Origin of the sequence: Acidovorax soli, assembly GCF_014207955.1 — a bacterium.
Lineage (GTDB): Bacteria > Pseudomonadota > Gammaproteobacteria > Burkholderiales > Burkholderiaceae_C > Acidovorax > Acidovorax soli_A.
On record NZ_JACHLK010000014.1, the window covers coordinates 1 to 17,440 of the forward strand.

The 17,440-nt window shown below is 70.6% G+C and carries 18 protein-coding genes; 5 read left to right on the forward strand and 13 right to left on the reverse strand.

Annotation, left to right across the window (positions count from 1 at the left end; genetic code table 11):
- Positions 1-147: 147 nt before the first annotated feature.
- Both panC and panB read right to left on the reverse strand, forming a co-directional pair.
- A complete protein-coding gene (gene panC / locus HNP48_RS26610; RefSeq protein WP_184862894.1) occupies positions 148-990 on the reverse strand; it encodes a pantoate--beta-alanine ligase in 843 nt (280 codons plus the stop codon).
- Between the two features lie 57 nt (positions 991-1,047).
- Positions 1,048-1,929: a 3-methyl-2-oxobutanoate hydroxymethyltransferase gene (gene panB / locus HNP48_RS26615; RefSeq protein ID WP_184862897.1), complete on the reverse strand. Its 882-nt coding sequence runs from the start codon at positions 1,927-1,929 to the stop codon at positions 1,048-1,050.
- Between the two features lie 100 nt (positions 1,930-2,029).
- Here panB and nadC point away from each other — a divergent pair, with 100 nt between their 5' ends.
- The 4 genes from nadC (at position 2,030) to HNP48_RS26635 (ending at position 7,185) form a co-directional block, all read left to right on the forward strand.
- Positions 2,030-2,902 carry a carboxylating nicotinate-nucleotide diphosphorylase gene (nadC, locus tag HNP48_RS26620; RefSeq protein WP_184862898.1) on the forward strand — a complete coding sequence of 291 codons (873 nt, stop codon included), beginning with the start codon at positions 2,030-2,032 and terminating at the stop codon, positions 2,900-2,902.
- Positions 2,899-4,041, forward strand: a complete 1,143-nt coding sequence (gene nadA, locus HNP48_RS26625) for a quinolinate synthase NadA (RefSeq protein WP_184862901.1) — start codon at positions 2,899-2,901, stop codon at positions 4,039-4,041. The genes nadC and nadA overlap by 4 nt, the downstream gene beginning before the upstream one ends.
- Before the next feature lie 42 nt (positions 4,042-4,083).
- Entirely contained in the window at positions 4,084-5,871 is a 1,788-nt protein-coding gene (locus HNP48_RS26630; RefSeq protein WP_184862902.1) for a chorismate-binding protein, read from the forward strand.
- A 249-nt stretch (positions 5,872-6,120) separates the two neighbouring features.
- Positions 6,121-7,185: a porin gene (locus HNP48_RS26635; protein WP_184862904.1), complete on the forward strand. Its 1,065-nt coding sequence runs from the start codon at positions 6,121-6,123 to the stop codon at positions 7,183-7,185.
- 177 nt (positions 7,186-7,362) lie between these two features.
- Here HNP48_RS26635 and HNP48_RS26640 read toward each other — a convergent pair whose 3' ends face one another.
- The 5 genes from HNP48_RS26640 to HNP48_RS26660 form a co-directional block, all read right to left on the reverse strand.
- On the reverse strand, positions 7,363-7,722 hold the full coding sequence (locus HNP48_RS26640) for a 5-carboxymethyl-2-hydroxymuconate Delta-isomerase (protein ID WP_184862906.1): 360 nt from the start codon (positions 7,720-7,722) through the stop codon (positions 7,363-7,365).
- 89 nt (positions 7,723-7,811) lie between these two features.
- Positions 7,812-8,735, reverse strand: a complete 924-nt coding sequence (locus tag HNP48_RS26645) for an alpha/beta fold hydrolase (RefSeq protein WP_184862908.1) — start codon at positions 8,733-8,735, stop codon at positions 7,812-7,814.
- Positions 8,723-9,121, reverse strand: coding sequence for an MAPEG family protein (locus tag HNP48_RS26650; RefSeq protein WP_184862910.1), 399 nt, complete (start codon positions 9,119-9,121; stop codon positions 8,723-8,725). The genes HNP48_RS26645 and HNP48_RS26650 overlap by 13 nt, the downstream gene beginning before the upstream one ends.
- A 106-nt stretch (positions 9,122-9,227) precedes the next feature.
- Entirely contained in the window at positions 9,228-10,997 is a 1,770-nt protein-coding gene (locus HNP48_RS26655) for a hybrid sensor histidine kinase/response regulator (RefSeq protein ID WP_184862912.1), read from the reverse strand.
- Positions 10,998-11,603: a response regulator transcription factor gene (locus HNP48_RS26660; RefSeq protein ID WP_184862914.1), complete on the reverse strand. Its 606-nt coding sequence runs from the start codon at positions 11,601-11,603 to the stop codon at positions 10,998-11,000. It abuts the gene before it with no gap.
- Positions 11,604-11,897: 294 nt separating this feature from the next.
- Here HNP48_RS26660 and HNP48_RS26665 point away from each other — a divergent pair, with 294 nt between their 5' ends.
- A complete protein-coding gene (locus HNP48_RS26665; RefSeq protein ID WP_184862916.1) occupies positions 11,898-12,656 on the forward strand; it encodes a carbonic anhydrase in 759 nt (252 codons plus the stop codon).
- A 42-nt stretch (positions 12,657-12,698) separates the two neighbouring features.
- Here the strand turns inward: HNP48_RS26665 and bioF are convergent, their stop codons facing one another.
- The 6 genes from bioF to queE all read right to left on the reverse strand — a co-directional run bounded on the left by bioF (position 12,699) and on the right by queE (position 17,432).
- Positions 12,699-13,922, reverse strand: coding sequence for an 8-amino-7-oxononanoate synthase (gene bioF, locus HNP48_RS26670; RefSeq protein WP_184862918.1), 1,224 nt, complete (start codon positions 13,920-13,922; stop codon positions 12,699-12,701).
- Positions 13,919-14,593 carry a dethiobiotin synthase gene (gene bioD / locus HNP48_RS26675; RefSeq protein ID WP_184862920.1) on the reverse strand — a complete coding sequence of 225 codons (675 nt, stop codon included), beginning with the start codon at positions 14,591-14,593 and terminating at the stop codon, positions 13,919-13,921. Before bioD ends, bioF begins: the two co-directional genes overlap by 4 nt.
- Positions 14,593-15,936, reverse strand: coding sequence for an adenosylmethionine--8-amino-7-oxononanoate transaminase (bioA, locus tag HNP48_RS26680; protein WP_184862922.1), 1,344 nt, complete (start codon positions 15,934-15,936; stop codon positions 14,593-14,595). Before bioA ends, bioD begins: the two co-directional genes overlap by 1 nt.
- 2 nt (positions 15,937-15,938) lie before the next feature.
- On the reverse strand, positions 15,939-16,319 hold the full coding sequence (gene panD / locus HNP48_RS26685; RefSeq protein WP_184862924.1) for an aspartate 1-decarboxylase: 381 nt from the start codon (positions 16,317-16,319) through the stop codon (positions 15,939-15,941).
- Positions 16,320-16,395: 76 nt separating this feature from the next.
- Positions 16,396-16,770, reverse strand: coding sequence for a 6-carboxytetrahydropterin synthase (locus HNP48_RS26690; protein ID WP_184862926.1), 375 nt, complete (start codon positions 16,768-16,770; stop codon positions 16,396-16,398).
- 23 nt (positions 16,771-16,793) lie between these two features.
- Complete coding sequence (queE, locus tag HNP48_RS26695) at positions 16,794-17,432, reverse strand: 7-carboxy-7-deazaguanine synthase (protein WP_184862928.1); 639 nt, start codon at positions 17,430-17,432, stop codon at positions 16,794-16,796.
- Between the last annotated feature and the right edge of the window lie 8 nt (positions 17,433-17,440).

Sequence of the window (17,440 nt, forward strand, 5' to 3'; positions counted from 1 at the left end):
CATGTCCTCGCACACCTGTTCACCATGTCCCCGGTCTATACATGCGCAAAAAGAAAGTAGGTGCGCCGCCGGGCGCACATCCCGGCTCCCGCCCTCAACGCAAGCATGCCGCTTAAAAATCAGGACAAGGGGACCAGGGATGAGTCCTCAAAACTCCCAGTTGTCAATCAACCGCGTAGCCCCCAACCGCGCCGCCCCCAAAACCACCAGCGATCCTGCTGCGTCCCCAGCCGCGGCAGGCTGCAAATCCCCCCGCCGCCGCACCGTCAGATAGTCCGGCTGCCACCCCCGCGCCCGCAACCCATCCATCGCCTGCTGTTCCAGCTCCAACCCGCTCGACGGCTGCTGCTCCCAGCGCGCAGCCAGCTGGCGCAAGGCCTGCGACAAGGCCACCGCCTCCTGCCGTTCCTGCAGGCCCAGGTAGCCGTTGCGCGAGCTCAGGGCCAGGCCGTCGGGCGCGCGGCGGGTCTCGCCGGCCACCACGGTGATGGGCAGTGCGAACTGGCGCACCATCTGGCGGATCACCATGAGCTGCTGGTAGTCCTTCTTGCCGAACACCGCCGTGCCGCCGCTGGCACCCAGCACGCAGGCAAACAGCTTCATCACCACGGTGGCCACGCCGGTGAAGAAGCCGGGGCGAAAGTGGCCTTCCAGCATGTCGGCCAGGGCCGGGTCCGGCTGCACCTTGAAGGTCTGGGGCTCGGGGTAGAGGTCGGCCTCGCGTGGGGCGAACAGCACGTCGCAGCCGGCAGCCTGCAGGCGGTTGCAGTCGGCCTCCCAGGTGCGCGGGTAGCTGTCGAAGTCCTCGTGCGGCAGGAACTGCAGGCGGTTCACGAAGATGCTGGCCACCGTCACGTCGCCCAGGGGCCGCGCCTGCTCGACCAGCGCGATGTGGCCGTCGTGCAGGTTGCCCATGGTGGGCACGAAAGCCGGGCGGCGGTAGGGGGCCAGGGCCTGGCGCAGGTCGTCGATGGTGTGGGCGATGAGCATGGGGAACGAACGAGAAGAAAAGAAAACGGATGGATCGGTGCAGGAGGCGGTCGGCAACTACCAGGCATGCAGGGTGTTGTCGGGAAAGCGGCCCTCCTTGACGGAGCGCACATAGGCCCCGATGGCGCCGCGCACGCTGCCGGCGTCCTGCATGAAGTTGTGGACGAACTTCGGGTTCTTGCCCAGGTTCATGCCCAGCATGTCGTGCAACACCAGCACCTGGCCGGCCGTGCCGTTGCCTGCGCCGATGCCGATGGTGTGGCAGTGCGGCAACTCGGCCGTGAGGTCGGCGGCGAGCACGGCGGGCACCATCTCCAGCACCAGCATGGCGGCGCCCGCGTCCTGCAGTTCGTGCGCCTCCTTGCGCAGCGTGCGCGCGGCATCGTCGCTGCGGCCCTGCACGCGGTAGCCGCCCAGGGCGTGCACCGTCTGCGGCGTCAGGCCCAGGTGGGCGCAGACCGGCACGCCGCGCTGCACCAGAAATTCCACCGTGGGCGCGGTCCAGCCGCCGCCTTCGAGCTTGACCATGTGGGCGCCCGCCTGCATCAGCACACAGGCGCTGCGCAGCGCCTGTTCGCGGCTCTCGGCATAGGTGCCATAAGGCAGGTCGGCCACCAGCCAGGCCGTGCCCTGCACGCGGTGCAGTCCGCGCGCCACGCTGGCCGTGTGGTAGGCCATGGTGTCCAGGGTGACGCCCACGGTGCTGGGCAGGCCCTGGCAGACCATGCCCAGCGAATCGCCGACCAGGATGCACTCGACACCTGCCGCATCGGCGACGGCCGCAAAGGTCGCGTCGTAGGCCGTGAGCATGCATATCTTTTCGCCCGCTGCGCGCATCTGCGCCAGGCGCGGCAGGCTCAGGGGGCGGCGCTGCGGCAGTGGCGATGCCGGCGGCAGCGTGCCGTAGGGCGTTGCGGAGGAAGGCGTCGGATCGGTCATGGGGCGTCCCTGGACAAAAATTGCCGGGAGTCTAGGTCCTTTGCAGCCGGGACAGCGGTGTCCCAGTTTCGTGTTCCAGAAGTCGCTATGCTCGCGCCCCATGACCCATCCCAGCGACGATGAAAAAAGTGCCGACGTGGCAGCCCTGGCCCGTGCCGATGTGGCCCGCGCCCTGGCCGAAGACGTGGGCAGCGGCGACCTCACCGCCGGCCTGATCGACCCCGCGCGCCGCGCACGTGCGCGCATCCTGGCGCGCGAATCTGCCGTGATCTGCGGCAGCCCCTGGGTGGAGGCGGCCCTGCGTGCGCTCGACCCCGGCGTGCAACTGACCTGGCATGTGGCCGAGGGCCAGCGCTGCAACGCCGACCAGGTGGTGCTGGAGATCGAGGGCAGCGCCCGCGCGCTGCTCAGTGCCGAGCGCACGGCGCTCAACTTTTTGCAACTGCTCTCGGCCGTGGCCACCAAGACGGCCACCTATGCGGACGTGGTGGCGGGCACGCGCGCGCGCATCGTCGACACGCGCAAGACCCTGCCCGGCCTGCGCCTGGCGCAGAAGTACGCCGTGCGCGTGGGCGGCGGCACCAACCACCGCATCGGCCTGCACGACGCGGTGCTGATCAAGGAAAACCACATCGCCGCGGCCGGTGGCGTGACGGCCGTGCTGCGCGCCGCGCAGCAGCAGGTGGGCGCGCGCGCCGCCTTCATCGAGATCGAGGTGGAGACCCTGGCCCAGCTGACCGAGGCGCTCGACGCCGGTGCCACCATGGTGCTGCTCGACAACATGCCCCTGGCCATGCTGCACGAGGCCGTGCGCCTCAATGCGGGCCGCGCCATCCTCGAAATCTCGGGCGGCGTCACGCTCGATGGCCTGCGCGAACTGGCCGAGACCGGGGTGGACCGCATCTCCATCGGCACCCTCACCAAGGACGTCAAGGCCACCGATTTCTCGATGCGCCTGCAGGAGCTGTCATGACCGAGGCGATGGTGCTGAACCGCATCGAGGTCGAGTACGACCAGCCGCTCACGGTGCTGGAAGACGGCGGCGCTGTGTGCTCCACGAAGCACGCCTGGGCGCGCGTGCCGCCCGAGCCCTCGCAGGCCGAGCGTGCAGCGCTCAAGGACCGCATCCGCCGCCTGCTCAAGGCAAAGAACGCGGTCATGGTCTCGCACTACTACGTGCACCCGGACCTGCAGGACCTGGCCGAGGAGACCGGCGGCCTGGTCAGCGATTCGCTGGAGATGGCGCGCTTCGGCCGCGACCATGCGGCGCAGACCCTGGTGGTCTCGGGCGTGCGCTTCATGGGCGAGACGGCCAAGATCCTCTCGCCCGAGAAGACCGTGCTCATGCCCGACCTCGATGCCACCTGCTCGCTCGACCTGGGCTGCCCGGTGGACGAATTCAGCGCCTTCTGCGATGCCCACCCGGACCGCACGGTGGTGGTGTACGCCAACACCAGCGCCGCCGTGAAGGCACGCGCCGACTGGCTTGTGACATCGAGCTGCGCGCTCGAGATCGTCGCAGCGCTCAAGGCCGCGGGCCACAAGATCCTGTGGGCGCCCGACCGCCACCTGGGCGCCTACATCCAGCGCGAGACCGGGGCCGACATGCTGTTCTGGAACGGCGCCTGCATCGTGCACGACGAGTTCAAGGCCTTCGAGCTCGAAGCGCTGAAAAAGGAGCACCCTGGCGCCAAGGTGCTGGTGCACCCCGAAAGCCCCGCCGATGTGGTGGCCCTGGCCGATGCGGTGGGCTCGACCTCGGCCATCCTCAAGGCCGCGCGTGAGATGGATGCGCGCGAGTTCATCGTTGCCACCGACAACGGCATGATGCACAAGCTGCGCATGCTCAACCCTGGCAAGGTCTTCTACGAGGCCCCCACCGCGGGCAACAGCGCCACCTGCAAGAGCTGCGCGCACTGCCCCTGGATGGCGATGAACGGCCTGGCCGATGTGGCGCGGGTGCTCGAAACCGGGGCCAATGCGGTCCATGTGGACCCGGCGCTGATCCCGCGCGCGCGCCAGCCCATCGATCGCATGCTGGCCTTCACCGCAGCGCTCAAGAGCGGACAACAGCCCGCGGCGGGGCTGGTGCCGCACCTGGGCGCGGCCTGACCGTTCCCCTGACCTGGCCGCCCCCGGGGCGGCGCGATTGCCGTGACCACCGCCCATTCCCGCATCGACTTCACCCTGCCGCAAGGGGGCGCTGGTGCACGCCTGCGCCATGCCTTCGGTCCGCCGCGCGACGTGCTCGTGGCCCGTGGATTGCACGAGGTGCGCGGTGTGCTCGATGCCGTGCATGCGGCCGCACAGGCCGGTGCCTGGTGCATCGGCTATGTGCGCTACGAAGCGGCGGCGGCCTTCGATACGGCCCTGCAGACCCACGCCGCTGACGGGCCGCTGGCCTGGTTCTCGGTGCACGACCAGGCCTTGCCGTGGCCTGATGCCCTGGGGGCCGATGCGCCCGCCGAGGTGGCATGGACACCCGGCCTGCCGCGCGGCGAATTCGATGCGGCCCTGGACCGCATCCAGCAGGCCATCCGCGATGGCGAGGTCTACCAGGTCAACTACACCGCGCCCTTGCATGGGGCCTTGCAGGGCAGCGCCGACGCCCTGTTCGCTGCGCTGCACCGCACCCAGCCCGAGGGCTACTGCGCGCACATCGATGCCGGCGGCACCCAGGTGCTGTCGGTCTCGCCCGAACTGTTCTTCGACTGGACCAGCGATGCCGCGGGTGGCGACATCCTGGCGCGCCCAATGAAGGGCACGGCACCGCGCGGCGCCACGCCCGAGGCCGACGCTGCGCAGGCCGAGTACCTGCGCACGGCGCCCAAGGAGCGGGCCGAGAACGTGATGGTCGTGGACCTGCTGCGCAACGACCTCTCGCGCATCGCGCAACCGCACAGCGTGCGCGTGCCGCGCCTGTTCCACACCCAGGCCCTGCCCACGGTGTGGCAGATGACCTCCGATGTGCAGGCGCGCACGCGGGCCGGCACCACGCTGGCGGATGTGTTCGCAGCGCTGTTCCCCTGCGGCTCGGTCACGGGGGCGCCCAAGGTGCGTGCCATGCAGCTCATCCGCGAACTCGAGCCCGCGCCGCGCGGTGTGTACTGCGGCGCCGTGGGCGTGGTGCGCCCGCACGGGCCACCCGGCGAGGGCGGCGTGGCCGCGACCTTCAATGTGCCGATCCGCACGGTGGTGTTGCAAGCGCAGGGCGCGGTGGTGCAAGCCACCTGCGGCATCGGCAGCGGCATCACCTCGGGCGCCGAGGCCGAGGCCGAATGGCACGAATGGCGCCACAAGCGCGCCTTCGTGGAGCGCGCCAGCGCCGCATTCGATCTGCTCGAAACCCTGGCGCTCGATGGCGGACAGCTCCGCCATCTGGCGGACCACTTGGCGCGCATGGCCGCGGCCGCAGCACACTTCGGCTACCCCTGGGACGCCGCCCGCGTGCAGGCCTGCCTGCAGGCCCTGGTGGTGCAACACGCCCAGGGCGCCTGGCGTGTGCGCCTGCTGCTGGACAGCCGGGGCGCGCCGCGCGCCGAGGCCTTTGCGCTGCAACCCACGCCCACCCCGGTGCGCCTGCGCCTGGCGCACCGTGCCTTCGACGAGGCCGACAGCGAGTTCGTGCGCCACAAGACCACGCGCCGCGCGCACTACGCCGCCTTTGCGCCCACGGCCCCGGGCGTGTTCGACACGCTGCTGTGGAACCGCGCGGGCGAGATCACCGAGGGCACCTTCGGCAACATCGCCATGCGCCTGGACGGCCGCTGGGTCACGCCGCCGCTGGCCTGCGGCCTGCTGCCCGGCGTGGGCCGTGCCGTGGCCCTGCGCGAGGGGCGTGTGGCCGAGGCCGTGGTGCGCATCGAAGACCTGCCGCGCGTGGACGGCTGGGCCTTCATCAACAGCCTGCGCGGCTGGCTGCCTGCCGAACTGCTGGCCTGAGCGGCAGGGCCTCGCGCTCCAGCGCACCCGCCTCCGTGCCCAGGCGCCTGCCCGTGCGTATACACCAGGCGGCGATGCTGTTGCTATGCATGCTTATTTTCCGCTCGGTGCACAAGGGTTTACCCCAGTACTGTCACACAGGCTTTTTCTAATCGACGCAGCGCCCCGGCACGGGGTGCCGACCGGCGGGATGCGTGCCCCATGGCACACCATGCCCCGGTGATCTGCCATTTCGATAAAGAGAAATCCATGAAACTCAAACCCCTTGCCCTCGCGGCCCTGACCCTTGCCGCTGCCGCCGGTGCCCAGGCGCAGTCCAGCGTCACCCTCTTTGGCGTGGTCGATGCCTCGCTGGTGCGCATGTCCAGCGACACCAACAGCGTCACCGGCCTGTCCAGCGGCGGCCAGTCCAGCAGCCGGCTGGGCTTTCGCGGTGTGGAAGACCTCGGTGGCGGCCTGAAGGCCGGCTTCTGGCTCGAAGGCGGCCTGGCCACCGACAACGGCACGGCCGCGGGTTTCCGCTTCGACCGCCGTTCCACCGTGAGCATCTCGGGCGGCTTCGGTGAAGTGCGCCTGGGCCGCGACAAGTCGCCCGCCTACCTGAACATCGAGACCTTCGATCCCTTCGGCGACTCCGGCGTGGGCGGCAACAACGGCGCCAACATGGTGGGCAGCGCGAGCTCGGCCGCCGGAACGCCCGAAGGCAGCGCCCCCAAGCGCACCAGCAACGGCCTGAACTACCTGCTGCCCGAGATGGGCGGCTTCTACGGCCAGTTGCAGTACGCCCTGGGCGAGCAACCGTCCAACCAGGTCAACAAGCGCATGGGCAACTCCCTGGCACTGCGCGCAGGCTACGCCAACGGCCCCCTGAACGTGGCCGTGGCCTTCGGCGAAACCCGCGGTGGCGTGGCCACCGCCAGCTCGGTGGACTACAAGGCCAGCAACGTCGGCGTGTCCTACAGCTTCGGCGTGGTCAAGCCCATGGCCCTGTTCGCCACCGAGCGTGGCGCCGGCCGCCGCGTGGACATGTTCACCCTGGGCGCCACGGTGCCGCTGGGCGTGGGTGAGCTGCGTGCCTCGTATGTCAACTTCAAGCGCAAGGACGTGAACAACGCCGACTCGCAGAAGTTCGCCATCGGCTACGGCCACAACCTGTCCAAGCGCACGCAGCTGTACGCCACCGTCGCGCGCATCAGCAATGACCGTGCTGCCACGCGCGGCCTGGCCGTGTCTTCGTCCTCGCTGGGCAGCCCGACCATTGGCGCCGGCAACGACGTCACGGGCTACGAGTTCGGCGTGCGCCACATCTTCTGACCGCGCTCGGGCCAGGGCGCCTGTTGCAGCGGGTGCTCCGGCCTGCGGGCCGTGCTGTGTGCCTTCCACACCTGGTGGGGATGCGAGGGGGGCAGCACGGAGTCTCCGTCCCAAAGAAAAAGCCGCCTCGGGCATGCCCAGGGCGGCTTTCCTGTTGACGTACCCGGCAGGGCTTGCTTACAGCTTTTCCTTGGCGTACGAGCCGCGGTCCATGTCCACGATTTCCACGCTCAGCTGCACCAGCACACCCTGGGGCCGGGGGGTGAGCTGGCGCAGCACGCCCGCGATCAGGTCCGACAGCTCCTTCTTGGCCTCGGGCGTGCGGCCCGAGAGCACGCGCAGCTGCGCATGCACGAAGGCGCGCTGCGCCGGGGCCGTGCCGATCTCGAAACTGTCGGCCACCACGAAGCGGGTCTTGAGGTCCAGCTCGTCCAGCACCTGGGGATGGGCGCACAGCGCGGCATTGAGCGCGGTCAGCGCTTCGGCCTCGGGGTAGTGCGGCAGGTTGCCGGAGTACTCGACGATGAGATGGGGCATGGTGGTTCCACGAAGAATCGGTGCACCCGGCAGATGGCCGGTGCGGTGGGCGAAGGCGCCACGGGGTGCGCGGCGCAGGGTCCGCCAGTTTATCGGCTTATCGTGGCGGTGGCTCCGTCCTGCGCTGGCGTGCCGATGGATTGCACGAAGCCGTGCAAGGCCTGCAGCATGGCCATGGGGGCTTCGATCTGCGGCCAGTGGCCGATGCCGTCGAGTGCCACCACATCCGCATGGGGCACCACCTCGCGGTAGCGCCGGGCCATGTGGGCGCCCGAGTTGGGGTCGGCGCTGCCATTGATCAGGCGCACGGGCACGGCCTGGGCCACCAGCGGTGCCACCAGGCGATCGCGCAGGGCCATGCGCTCGATGTAGAAGCGCCCCAGCTGGTGCGAGATGCGCCGCCCCTGGCCATGGTTGAGCAGGGCCCAGAAGTCATCGAGCAGTCCATCCGGGGGCTGCGTGCGCGGCCCGAACAGGCCCGCCACCGTGCGCTCGAACGCGCGCCGCGGAATGTGCGGCCCCACCCAGCGGCCCAGCGGGGACGAGAGCAGGTGCTGTATCGGCCGTGGTGCATAGGCTTCGGGGCAGACACCGCCGTTGAGCAACACCAGCGATGCGATGCGGCAGCCCGCCTGCGGCTGCTCGATCCGGCGCGCCAGCATCTCCTGCGCGACGCTCACACCCAGGTCGTGGGCGACGATGTGGCAGCGCTGCACACCCCGCTGCGCGAGCAGGGCGTCGAGCAGGTCGGCATGGTCCTGCAGGCGGTAGGCGTGGCCCTGCGGCTTGTCCGAGAAGCCCATGCCCAGCAGGTCGGGGGCGATCACGTGGTAGCGCGCCGCCAGCGCGTTCCACACGCCATGCCAGTCGTAGGAGCTGGTGGGGTAGCCATGGACCAGCAGCAGGGTGCTGTCGCCCTGGCCGGCCTCGGCCACGAAGAGGCGCTGGCCCTGGACGGTGGTGTACCGGCCCTGGTCCTGCCAGCGCTGCAGGGCGGGGGTCAGTGGCTCCATGCTGCACACACCAGGAGCAGGGTGGCCGCCAACTGGCACAGCAGGGTCAGTGCATGGGCCGCCTGGCGCCAGGGCAGGCGGCGGCCGAAAGCGGCCGTGCAGTAGAGGACACGGGCCAACACAAAGGCGCTGCAGACCGCTGCCAGTGCCGCCGTCGCCGTGCCGCCCACCTGGGCCAGCGCCAGCACCAGCAGGCCGAACAGCAGCGACTGCTCCAGCGTGTTGCCGTGCGTGCGCACGGCCACGGCCAGGTCCTTGTGCCCGCCATCGCCCCAGGTCTGGCGGTGGCGCATGCGCAGGCGCGAGACCTGCAGGGACAGGAGGGTGAGCAGCAGGGCCAGTGCTGCCAGGGTGGCCGAGGCGATGGTGAGGGCGGGAGAGGGCATGTCGTCGAGGGCGGCGCAAGCGCCAGGGAGTGGTTCGCCCAAGGATAGAAATCTGCGCGACGGGTGCCAATAGCACCAAAGGGCAGGTGCCGGTATCGGCCCCAATTCAGGTGGGTGGGTGGCTTTGCAGGAAGGCGCGGAGTTTCATGGGCGCGATGGGCTTGGGCAGCAAGGGCAGGCCGGCGGCGGCGGCGCGGGCCTGCAGCCCGGGTGTCGCTTCGGCGGTGACCAGCAGGGCCGGCACGGCATGGCCGATGGCGTTGCGCAGGGCCGCGACCGCCATGAGCCCGTCCACGCCGTGCGGCAGGTTCCAGTCCACCACCAGGGCGTCGGGCCGCTGGGGCCCGGGTTCCTGGTGCAGGGCCTCGTGCAGGCTGGCTGCCGCCGTGACTTCGCAGCCCCAGCCCTGCAGGACCTCGGCGAGGGCGGTGCGCGAGCTGGCGTCGTCCTCCAGCACCAGCACCCGCCGCAGGGCCTGCGGCTCCCGTGCCGTGTCCTCTGCGCCGGTGGCAGTGAGGGTGCTGCCAGCGGGCTCGGGCACACCGGCCGCCAGCGGCAGGCACAGGGTGAAGCGGCTGCCCTGGCCGGGATGCGACTGCACGCCCAGGTCCAGGCCCAGCAATGCGCACAGGCGCCTGGCGGTCGCCAGGCCCAGGCCCAGCCCCTGGCTGCGATCGCGGCCCGGGTGGTCGATCTGGTAGTGCTCGTCAAAGATGCGTGGCAGTTCGGCGGCAGCGATGCCCACGCCCGAATCCTCCACGCTGACTTCGACCACCGCACCCTGCGTGCGGGCCTGCAGCCGCACAAAGCCGGCCGGCGTGTAGCGGATGGCATTGGAGACCAGGTTGGACAGCACCCGCGCCAGCAGGGCGCGGTCGCCCTCCACCCAGGCGCTGCTGGGCTGCGCGCTGAACACCAGGCCCTTGGCCTGGGCCTGCACCGCGAAGGTGCCTGCCATTTCGTCGAGCAGCGCCTGCAGCGCAAAGCGCGTGGGGCGGGGTGTGATGGAATGGGCATCCAGCCGCGACAGCTCCAGCAGCCCTTCCACCATGGCGCCCATGCTGCTCGCGCACTCCATCAGGCTGGCCGACAGGTGCTCCACCCGGTCGCACGATGCGGGCTGCTGCAGCGTGTAGGCCAGCAACTGCATGGCGTTGAGCGGCTGGCGCAGGTCATGGCCCACGGCGGCGAGGAACTGCGCCTTGGAGGCATGGGCGGCCTCGGCCTCCTGGCGCGCCAGCTGCGTGGCCTCGTTCTCGCGCTGCAAGGCGGCGATCAGCTCCTGCCGTTCGCGCTGCTGGGCTGCGGCCCGGGCGATGGTGCGGGCCTGGGCCCGCCCGGCATGCCAGACATACAGCGCCATCAGCACCGAAGCCAGTGCCAGCACATAGTGCAGCGGCTGTGCCACGAACAGATCGCGCACGGCCAGCGGGCCGAACACGCCCGCCGCATAGGCCGCCAGCGCGGGCAGGTGGTGGGCCAGCTGGGCCACGCTGCCCAGCACCACGGCGGCCAGGCCGATGTGCAGGGCCATTTCGGCCACCAGATTGGCCGGCGCCAGCAGCACCCAGCTGCCAAGGCCCCAGGCCAGGGCCTGCGCCAGCGCGCTGGCCACCACCCCGCGCGCCCAGAAGGCGGGGCGCGTGCCGGGCGCTGTGGCGCGGCGGCGGTAGGCCATGCCCAGGGCGATGCGCAGGCCGCGCACGGCCGCAAACGCGGCCAGCCACAGCGCGATGGCACTGGCCGGCACCTCGCGCCAGAACAGTACGCTCAGGAAGAAGGCCTCTACCACCCCCACCAGGGCAGACAGCGGCGCGCCCCGGTAGAGGGTGTCGAGCGCCTGGGTGTCGGGCAGGGTGTCGGGTGCGGCGCCCACCTAGAGCAGCCCCCGTTCGCGCGCCACCACCAGCAGGTGGGTGCGGTTGCGCGCCTGCAGCGCGTCCAGCAGCGCCGTGACGTGCAGCTTGACGGTACGCTCGGCAATGCCCAGCGCCTGGGCGATGCGCTTGTTGGGCTGGCCCTGGGCCACCAGCTGCAGCACCTCCATCTGTCGCGCCGTGGGGCCGGCTGGCAGCCCCTGGGGCGCTGCCAGGGGCGGTGGGCCGAACACCAGGCCGCCCGCCGCGATGCTGGCCAGTGCGGCGGCCATGGCGTGCACGGGCTGCGACTTGCCCAAAAAGCCACTGGCACCGGCCTCGCGCGCCGCCGCCTGCAGGGCCGGGTCCTCATCGCCCGAGATCAGCACGCGCGCCACCAGCGGGAACTGCCGGGCGAAGAGCGCCAGGCCCTGCAGCCCGGTGTGGGCACCCAGGCGCTGGTCGAGCAGCACGATGTCCAGCCCTGGCTGGGCAGCGGCCGCCGCAAGGCCTGCCTCCAGCGTGGACGCCGTGTCCACGCGGGCGCCTGGCCAGGCATGGGCCAGCGCATGGGCAAAACCGACGCAGAACAGGGGGTGGTCGTCCACCAGCAGCAGTTGGGGCATGGTGCGGATTGTGTGGCAAGCCCGCGCCGGAACCGCAGGGGGCACTGGCGGGTGTTGCCCTAAGCCTGACATGGAGCAAGGGGCTCTCCAATCTGGAGTTTTACAACCGGGCGTTGCTGTACAGAATCGCGGCAGCCTGGTGCGGTCTCCAGGCTGGCTGCGCATGCCTCTTTGCGTTGTTTTCCCCCACGTTCCGCCCGGCTGCCCGTTTCCCCCGAATCACGCTGAAGGTGTGCGCACACTTGCATCGGGCGGCCGCGGTATCTACCAACCACCCTCGTCTTCAATACAAACATGACATACCAGAAATTGATTCGACGCGTGACCTTTGCCTGCCTCGCGCTGTGTGCCACCCTGGCGAATGCCCAGGGCCCGCACGCGCACTGGGAGTACAAGGGCAAGCACGGTGCCGCCCACTGGGGCGCGCTGGACACGGGCTTTGAAACCTGCGCGCGCGGGAGCACGCAAAGCCCGATCGACATCCGCAAGACCGTGAAGGAAGCCCTGCCGGCGCTCGACTTCCAGTACGCCGCGGGGGCCCCCACCATCGTCAACAACGGCCACACCGTGCAGGTCAACGTGCCCGCCGGCAGCAAGCTGGTGGTGGACGGCAAGGCGCTGGAACTGCTGCAGTTCCACTTCCACACCCCCAGCGAAGAGGCCCTGGGCGGCAAACGCGCGGCCATGGTGGCGCATTTCGTGCACAAGGGCGAGGACGGCGGCCTGGGCGTGGTGGCCGTGCTGCTCCAGCCGGGCAGCAAGAAGAACGAGGCCTGGGAGCCGATCTTCGCGCACCTGCCACGCGTGGGCGAGCAGGTCACGGTCGACGGCCTGTCGCTGCAACCCGCCGCCCTGCTGCCGGAAAAGCGCGGCTACTACAGCTTCGCTGGCTCGCTGACCACGCCCCCTTGCTCGGAAGGCGTGCAGTGGATGGTGCTCAAGGAGCCCGTCAAGCTCAGCGCGCAGCAGATCAAGGCCTTCCGCAAGGTCTACAGCGCCAATGCGCGGCCGCTGCAGCCGCTCAATGGCCGGGTCATCAAGGAAAGCACCTGACCCAGCCCCATGCAGTGCGGCCTGCGGCTGCGCTGCATGGGGTCACGCTGCAGCAGGCACCGGCAGCGCGAGTGCCGCATGCCGGTGCAGCGCCTGCAGCAGCTGATCGACGTCCTCTGCGGTGTGTGCGGCCGACAGTGCAATGCGCAGGCGCGCCGTACCCGCGGGCACCGTGGGGGGCCGGATTGCGGGCACCCACAGGCCTTGCTCCCGCAAGCTCTCCATCACTGCGAGCGCAGCCTCGTTGCTGCCGATCACCAGCGCCTGCACGGCGGTGTCCGACGGCAGCAGCTGCCAGCCCAGTGCTGGTGGCAGGCGGGCCAGCCCGGCGCGCAACTGCGCGATGCGCGCTGCCAGGTGCTGGCGCAGATCGTCCGCGGCCTCGATCAATGAGAGGCTGGTGCGCAGGGCGCTGGCCAGCAGCGGCGGCGCTGCGGTGGCGAAGATGTAGGTGCGTGTTTTCTGCAGCAGCCATTCGACCAGGGCATCGTCGCCCGCCACGAAGGCGCCGGCCACGCCGGCTGCCTTGCCCAGCGTTGCCATGTAGAGCACGCGCCGCGAGGCGGCGACCCCGGTGAGGCCGGCCTGTGCGAGGCTGCCGCGCCCCTGGGGCCCCAGCACGCCAAAGCCGTGGGCGTCGTCGAGCAGCAGCAGGGCATCGAAGCGCTCGCACAGCGCCAGCAGCGCCGGGATGTCGATGAGGTCGCCGTCCATGCTGAACACGGCGTCGCTGACCACCAGCTTGCGCCGCGCGGTGCTGGCTGCCAGGGCGGCTTCCAGCGCCGCCAGGTCGGCATGGGGGTAGCGGTGGATGCTGGCGCGCGACAGGCGGGCGCCGTCGATCAGGCAGGCATGGTTGAGCGCGTCGGAAAACAGCGCATCGCCGTCGCCCACCAGCGCCGGGATGATGCCGGTGTTGGTGGCATAGCCGGCATAGAAGTACAGCGCGCGCGGCAGTTGCACGAAGGCGGCCAGTTCCTGCTCCAGCGCTGCATTGGCTGCGCTGTGCCCGCTGACCAGGGGCGAGCCGCCCGAGCCCACGCCAAAGCTGCGGGTGGCCTCGCGTGCGGCCTCGGCCAAAGCGGGGTGGCCGGCCAGGCCCAGGTAGTCGTTGCTGCAGAAGGCCAGCATGGGCTGCCCGTCCACCAGCAGCCGGGCGCCGCCCGCGGGCTGCACCACGCGGCGGCGGCGCAGCAGGTGAGCGCGTTCGATCTCGGCCAGGCGGGCCGGGATCTCATCGAGCCAGGAGGCGGGCACTGTACTCATCGCCATTGCTCCGGCAGGTCGAAGGCCAGCGTGCGCGCATCGGGCGCGGCCTGGTGCGGCACCTCGGCCAGCAAAGGTGCCCGCAGCCGGGCGCGCAGGTAGGCGATGTTCTCGTCTGCGGCGAGCATCGCAGGGTCGACGCGGTTGGCGACCCAGCCGGCCAGTGTGAGCCCGCGCGCGCGCACGGCCTCGGCCGTGAGCAGCGCATGGTTCAGGCAGCCCAGGCGCAGACCCACCACCAGCACCACGGGCAGGGCGAGGGCCTGGGCCAGGTCGGCGCCCGTCGTGGTGTCCGAAAGCGGCACGTGAAAGCCGCCCGCACCTTCGACCACCACCGCATCGGCCTGACCGGCCAGGGCCTGGTAGCTCTGCACGATGGCTGCGATGTCGATCTGCACGCCGGCGCGCGCCGCCGCGATGTGCGGCGACAGCGGGTCGGGCAGCAGCACCGGGTTGTCCAGCGCCGCGGGCACGGCCAGTGTGGACGCGGCGCGCAGCGCGATGGCGTCTTCGCTCGCAACGTCGCCGCCCCAGGGCACCACACCGGCGGCCACGGGCTTCATGCCGACCACGCGGCGGTGGTGCCGGGCCAGCGCATGCAGCAGGCCGGCGGACACCAGGGTCTTGCCCACGCCGGTGTCGGTTCCGGTCACAAAACAGGCCATGGCCATCAGCAGGTCTCCTCATTCAGGGTGGCGTTCAGTGCGTCGAGCGCGCCGCTGGCCAGGCAGTTGATGGCCTCGGCGTCGAGCACATAGGGCGGCATGGCGTACAGCGTGTTGCCGATGGGGCGCAGCACCAGGCCATGGGCCATGGCCTGCTGGTGGTAGCGGCGCGAAAAGTCGGGCAGGGTGGTTTCGATGTCCCAGGCCCAGACCATGCCCAGGCGGCGCGCGTGGCGCACGCGCGGGTGCCGGGCCAGGGGCGCGCAGGCAGCGTCGATGCGCTCTGCCAGCGCCCGGTTGGCGTTCAGCGCATCGAGCTGGTCGAACAGCTCCAGCGTGGCCAGGGCCGCGCGGCAGGCCAACGGGTTGCCGGTGTACGAGTGCGAATGCAGAAAGCCGCGCGCCACCTCGTCGGCGTAGAAGGCCTGGTAGACCGTGTCCGTGGTCAGCACCGCCGACAGGGGCAGGGTGCCGCCCGTCAGGCCCTTGGACAGGCAGATGAAGTCGGGCCGGATGCCGGCCTGCTGGTGCGCGAACAGGCTGCCCGTGCGGCCAAAGCCCGTGGCGATCTCGTCGACCACCAGGTGCACCTCGTAGCGGTCGCACAGCGCGCGCGCCAGGCGCAGGTACTCGGGGTCGTGCAGGGCCATGCCGGCCGCGCACTGCACCAGGGGCTCGACGATGAGCGCAGCGGTGTCGGCATGGTGCTCGGCCAGCCAGGCTTCGAGCGCGGCGGCGCTGCGCCGGGCCACGTCGGCGGGCGTCTCGCCCGGTGCTGCTGCGCGCGCATCGGGGCTGGGCACGGTGGCGGCCAGGCGCACCAGCGGCGCATAGGCCTCGCGGAACAGCGCGATGTCGGTCACCGCCAACGCGCCCACGGTCTCGCCGTGGTAACCACCGGCCAGGCCCACGAAGCGGCTCTTGCCCGGGCGGCCGGTGTTGCGCCAGTAGTGGGCACTCATCTTGAGTGCGATCTCGGTGGCGGCCGCGCCATCGCTGCCATAGAAGGCATGGCCCAGGCCCGTGAGCACAGAGAGGCGCTCCGACAGCTCGACCACTGGCGCATGGGTGAAGCCGGCCAGCATCACATGGTCGAGCCGCTCCATCTGGTCGGCCAGCGCCGCCTTGATGTGCGGGTGGCTGTGGCCGAACAGGTTGACCCACCAGGAGCTGATGCCATCGAGGTAGCGCCGGCCATCGCTGCCGTAGAGCCAGGGACCCTGCGCGCGCGCGATGGCCACGGGGGGCTGGGCCTCGTGCCGCTTCATCTGCGTGCAGGGGTGCCAGACATGGGCCAGGCTGCGGGCGACCAGGTCCCCGCCAGCGGCCACGGGTGTCGCGGTGCCCATGCTCACAGCGCCTGGGTGGGCACTGCGTGGCGCAGTTCGGTCTGGCGGTTGTGCGCGTCCACGAACACCAGTTGCGGCACGTGGCTGGCCACCTGCTCCTCGTGCACCTGGGCAAAGGCCGCAATGATGACCAGGTCGCCCTGGCTGGCGCGGCGCGCGGCCGAACCGTTCACCGAGATCATGCCGCTGCCGCGCTGGCCCTTGATGGCATAGGTGACGAAGCGCTCGCCGTTGTTGATGTTCCAGATGTGGATCTGCTCGTTCTCGGCGATGTTGGCGGCGTCGAGCAGGTCCTCGTCGATGGCGCACGAACCTTCGTAGTGCAGCTCGCACTGGGTCACGGCCACGCGGTGGATCTTGGATTTGAGCAGGGTGCGGAACATCGGTCTTCTTCCTCGGGTTGAAGGTAGGTGGGTGTTGGCAGGGGCCTGCCGTGGCAGGCGGGAGCGGGGGGCTCGCTCAGGGCGGCGTGAAATCGAGCGCGCAGCTGTCGCCCAGGGCCTCGCGCCATACGCGCACGCGGCTCACGCGCGGGCGCAGTTCGGCGGGCAGGGCCTGGGCGATGAACAGGCACAGGTTCTCGAGCGTGGGGATGCCCAGCCCGGGCACTTCGTCGAGCATGTGGTGGTCGAGTTGCTCGCGCACCAGGTCCAGCCCGCGGCGCAGCAGGCCCAGGTCCAGCACCATGCCGGTGGCGGGGTCGCGCGGGCCGCTGAGCGAGACCTCGGCGTGGTAGGTGTGGCCGTGGATGCGGCGGCTGCCTTCGGCCTCGATCTCGCGGCGCAGGGTGTGGGCCGCATCGAAGAAGAAGCGCTGGGAAATCGTGAACTGCATGGGGGAACCGGGGGAGGCGGGGGCTAGCGGATGCCGCTGATCTTGTGGGTCTGCAGGCTCAGCCGCCAGGCGGGCTGCTCCATGCAGGTGGTGATGCACAGGGCGATGTGGGCGGCCTGGTCGGGCCCGTCCATGGGCTGCAAAAAGCGGTGGGTGAACTGCCCGGTGGCGGCGATGGCCGCCAGTTCCATGCCGGCCTGGGGCCAGACCAGCTTGAGCTCCTGGCCTTGCTGCTGCACCCAGGGCGCGCCGGCCTTGGGGCTCACGCACAGCCAGTCGATGCCCGGTGGCGCGGCCACCGTGCCATTGGTCTCCACGGCAATGCGGAACTGCCGGGCGTGCAGGGCGTCGATCAGCGCGGCATCCACCTGCAGCAGGGGCTCGCCGCCCGTGAGCACCACCAGGCGGTGCGCGGCGTCGTGGGCCGGCCACTGGGCGGCAATGCGCTCGGCCAGGGCATCGGCCGTGCCGAACTTGCCGCCCAGCGTGCCGTCGGTGCCCACGAAGTCGGTGTCGCAGAAGCGGCAGATGGCGCTGGCGCGGTCGGCCTCGCGGCCGGTCCACAGGTTGCAGCCGGCAAAGCGGCAGAACACGGCGGGCATGCCCGCCTGGCCGCCCTCGCCCTGCAGGGTGTAGAAGATTTCCTTGACGCTGTAGGTCATGGGCTCAG

Excerpts from the sequence above, each read along its gene's own strand:
- panC (WP_184862894.1), bottom strand. The coding sequence starts at position 990 with ATGCTCATCGCCCACACCATCGACGACCTGCGCCAGGCCCTGGCCCCC.
- panB (WP_184862897.1), bottom strand. The coding sequence starts at position 1,929 with ATGACCGATCCGACGCCTTCCTCCGCAACGCCCTACGGCACGCTGCCG.
- nadC (WP_184862898.1), top strand. The coding sequence starts at position 2,030 with ATGACCCATCCCAGCGACGATGAAAAAAGTGCCGACGTGGCAGCCCTG.
- nadA (WP_184862901.1), top strand. The coding sequence starts at position 2,899 with ATGACCGAGGCGATGGTGCTGAACCGCATCGAGGTCGAGTACGACCAG.
- HNP48_RS26635 (WP_184862904.1), top strand. The coding sequence starts at position 6,121 with ATGAAACTCAAACCCCTTGCCCTCGCGGCCCTGACCCTTGCCGCTGCC.
- HNP48_RS26640 (WP_184862906.1), bottom strand. The coding sequence starts at position 7,722 with ATGCCCCATCTCATCGTCGAGTACTCCGGCAACCTGCCGCACTACCCC.
- HNP48_RS26645 (WP_184862908.1), bottom strand. The coding sequence starts at position 8,735 with ATGGAGCCACTGACCCCCGCCCTGCAGCGCTGGCAGGACCAGGGCCGG.
- HNP48_RS26650 (WP_184862910.1), bottom strand. The coding sequence starts at position 9,121 with ATGCCCTCTCCCGCCCTCACCATCGCCTCGGCCACCCTGGCAGCACTG.
- HNP48_RS26660 (WP_184862914.1), bottom strand. The coding sequence starts at position 11,603 with ATGCCCCAACTGCTGCTGGTGGACGACCACCCCCTGTTCTGCGTCGGT.
- HNP48_RS26665 (WP_184862916.1), top strand. The coding sequence starts at position 11,898 with ATGACATACCAGAAATTGATTCGACGCGTGACCTTTGCCTGCCTCGCG.
- bioF (WP_184862918.1), bottom strand. The coding sequence starts at position 13,922 with ATGAGTACAGTGCCCGCCTCCTGGCTCGATGAGATCCCGGCCCGCCTG.
- bioD (WP_184862920.1), bottom strand. The coding sequence starts at position 14,593 with ATGGCCATGGCCTGTTTTGTGACCGGAACCGACACCGGCGTGGGCAAG.
- bioA (WP_184862922.1), bottom strand. The coding sequence starts at position 15,936 with ATGGGCACCGCGACACCCGTGGCCGCTGGCGGGGACCTGGTCGCCCGC.
- panD (WP_184862924.1), bottom strand. The coding sequence starts at position 16,319 with ATGTTCCGCACCCTGCTCAAATCCAAGATCCACCGCGTGGCCGTGACC.
- HNP48_RS26690 (WP_184862926.1), bottom strand. The coding sequence starts at position 16,770 with ATGCAGTTCACGATTTCCCAGCGCTTCTTCTTCGATGCGGCCCACACC.
- queE (WP_184862928.1), bottom strand. The coding sequence starts at position 17,432 with ATGACCTACAGCGTCAAGGAAATCTTCTACACCCTGCAGGGCGAGGGC.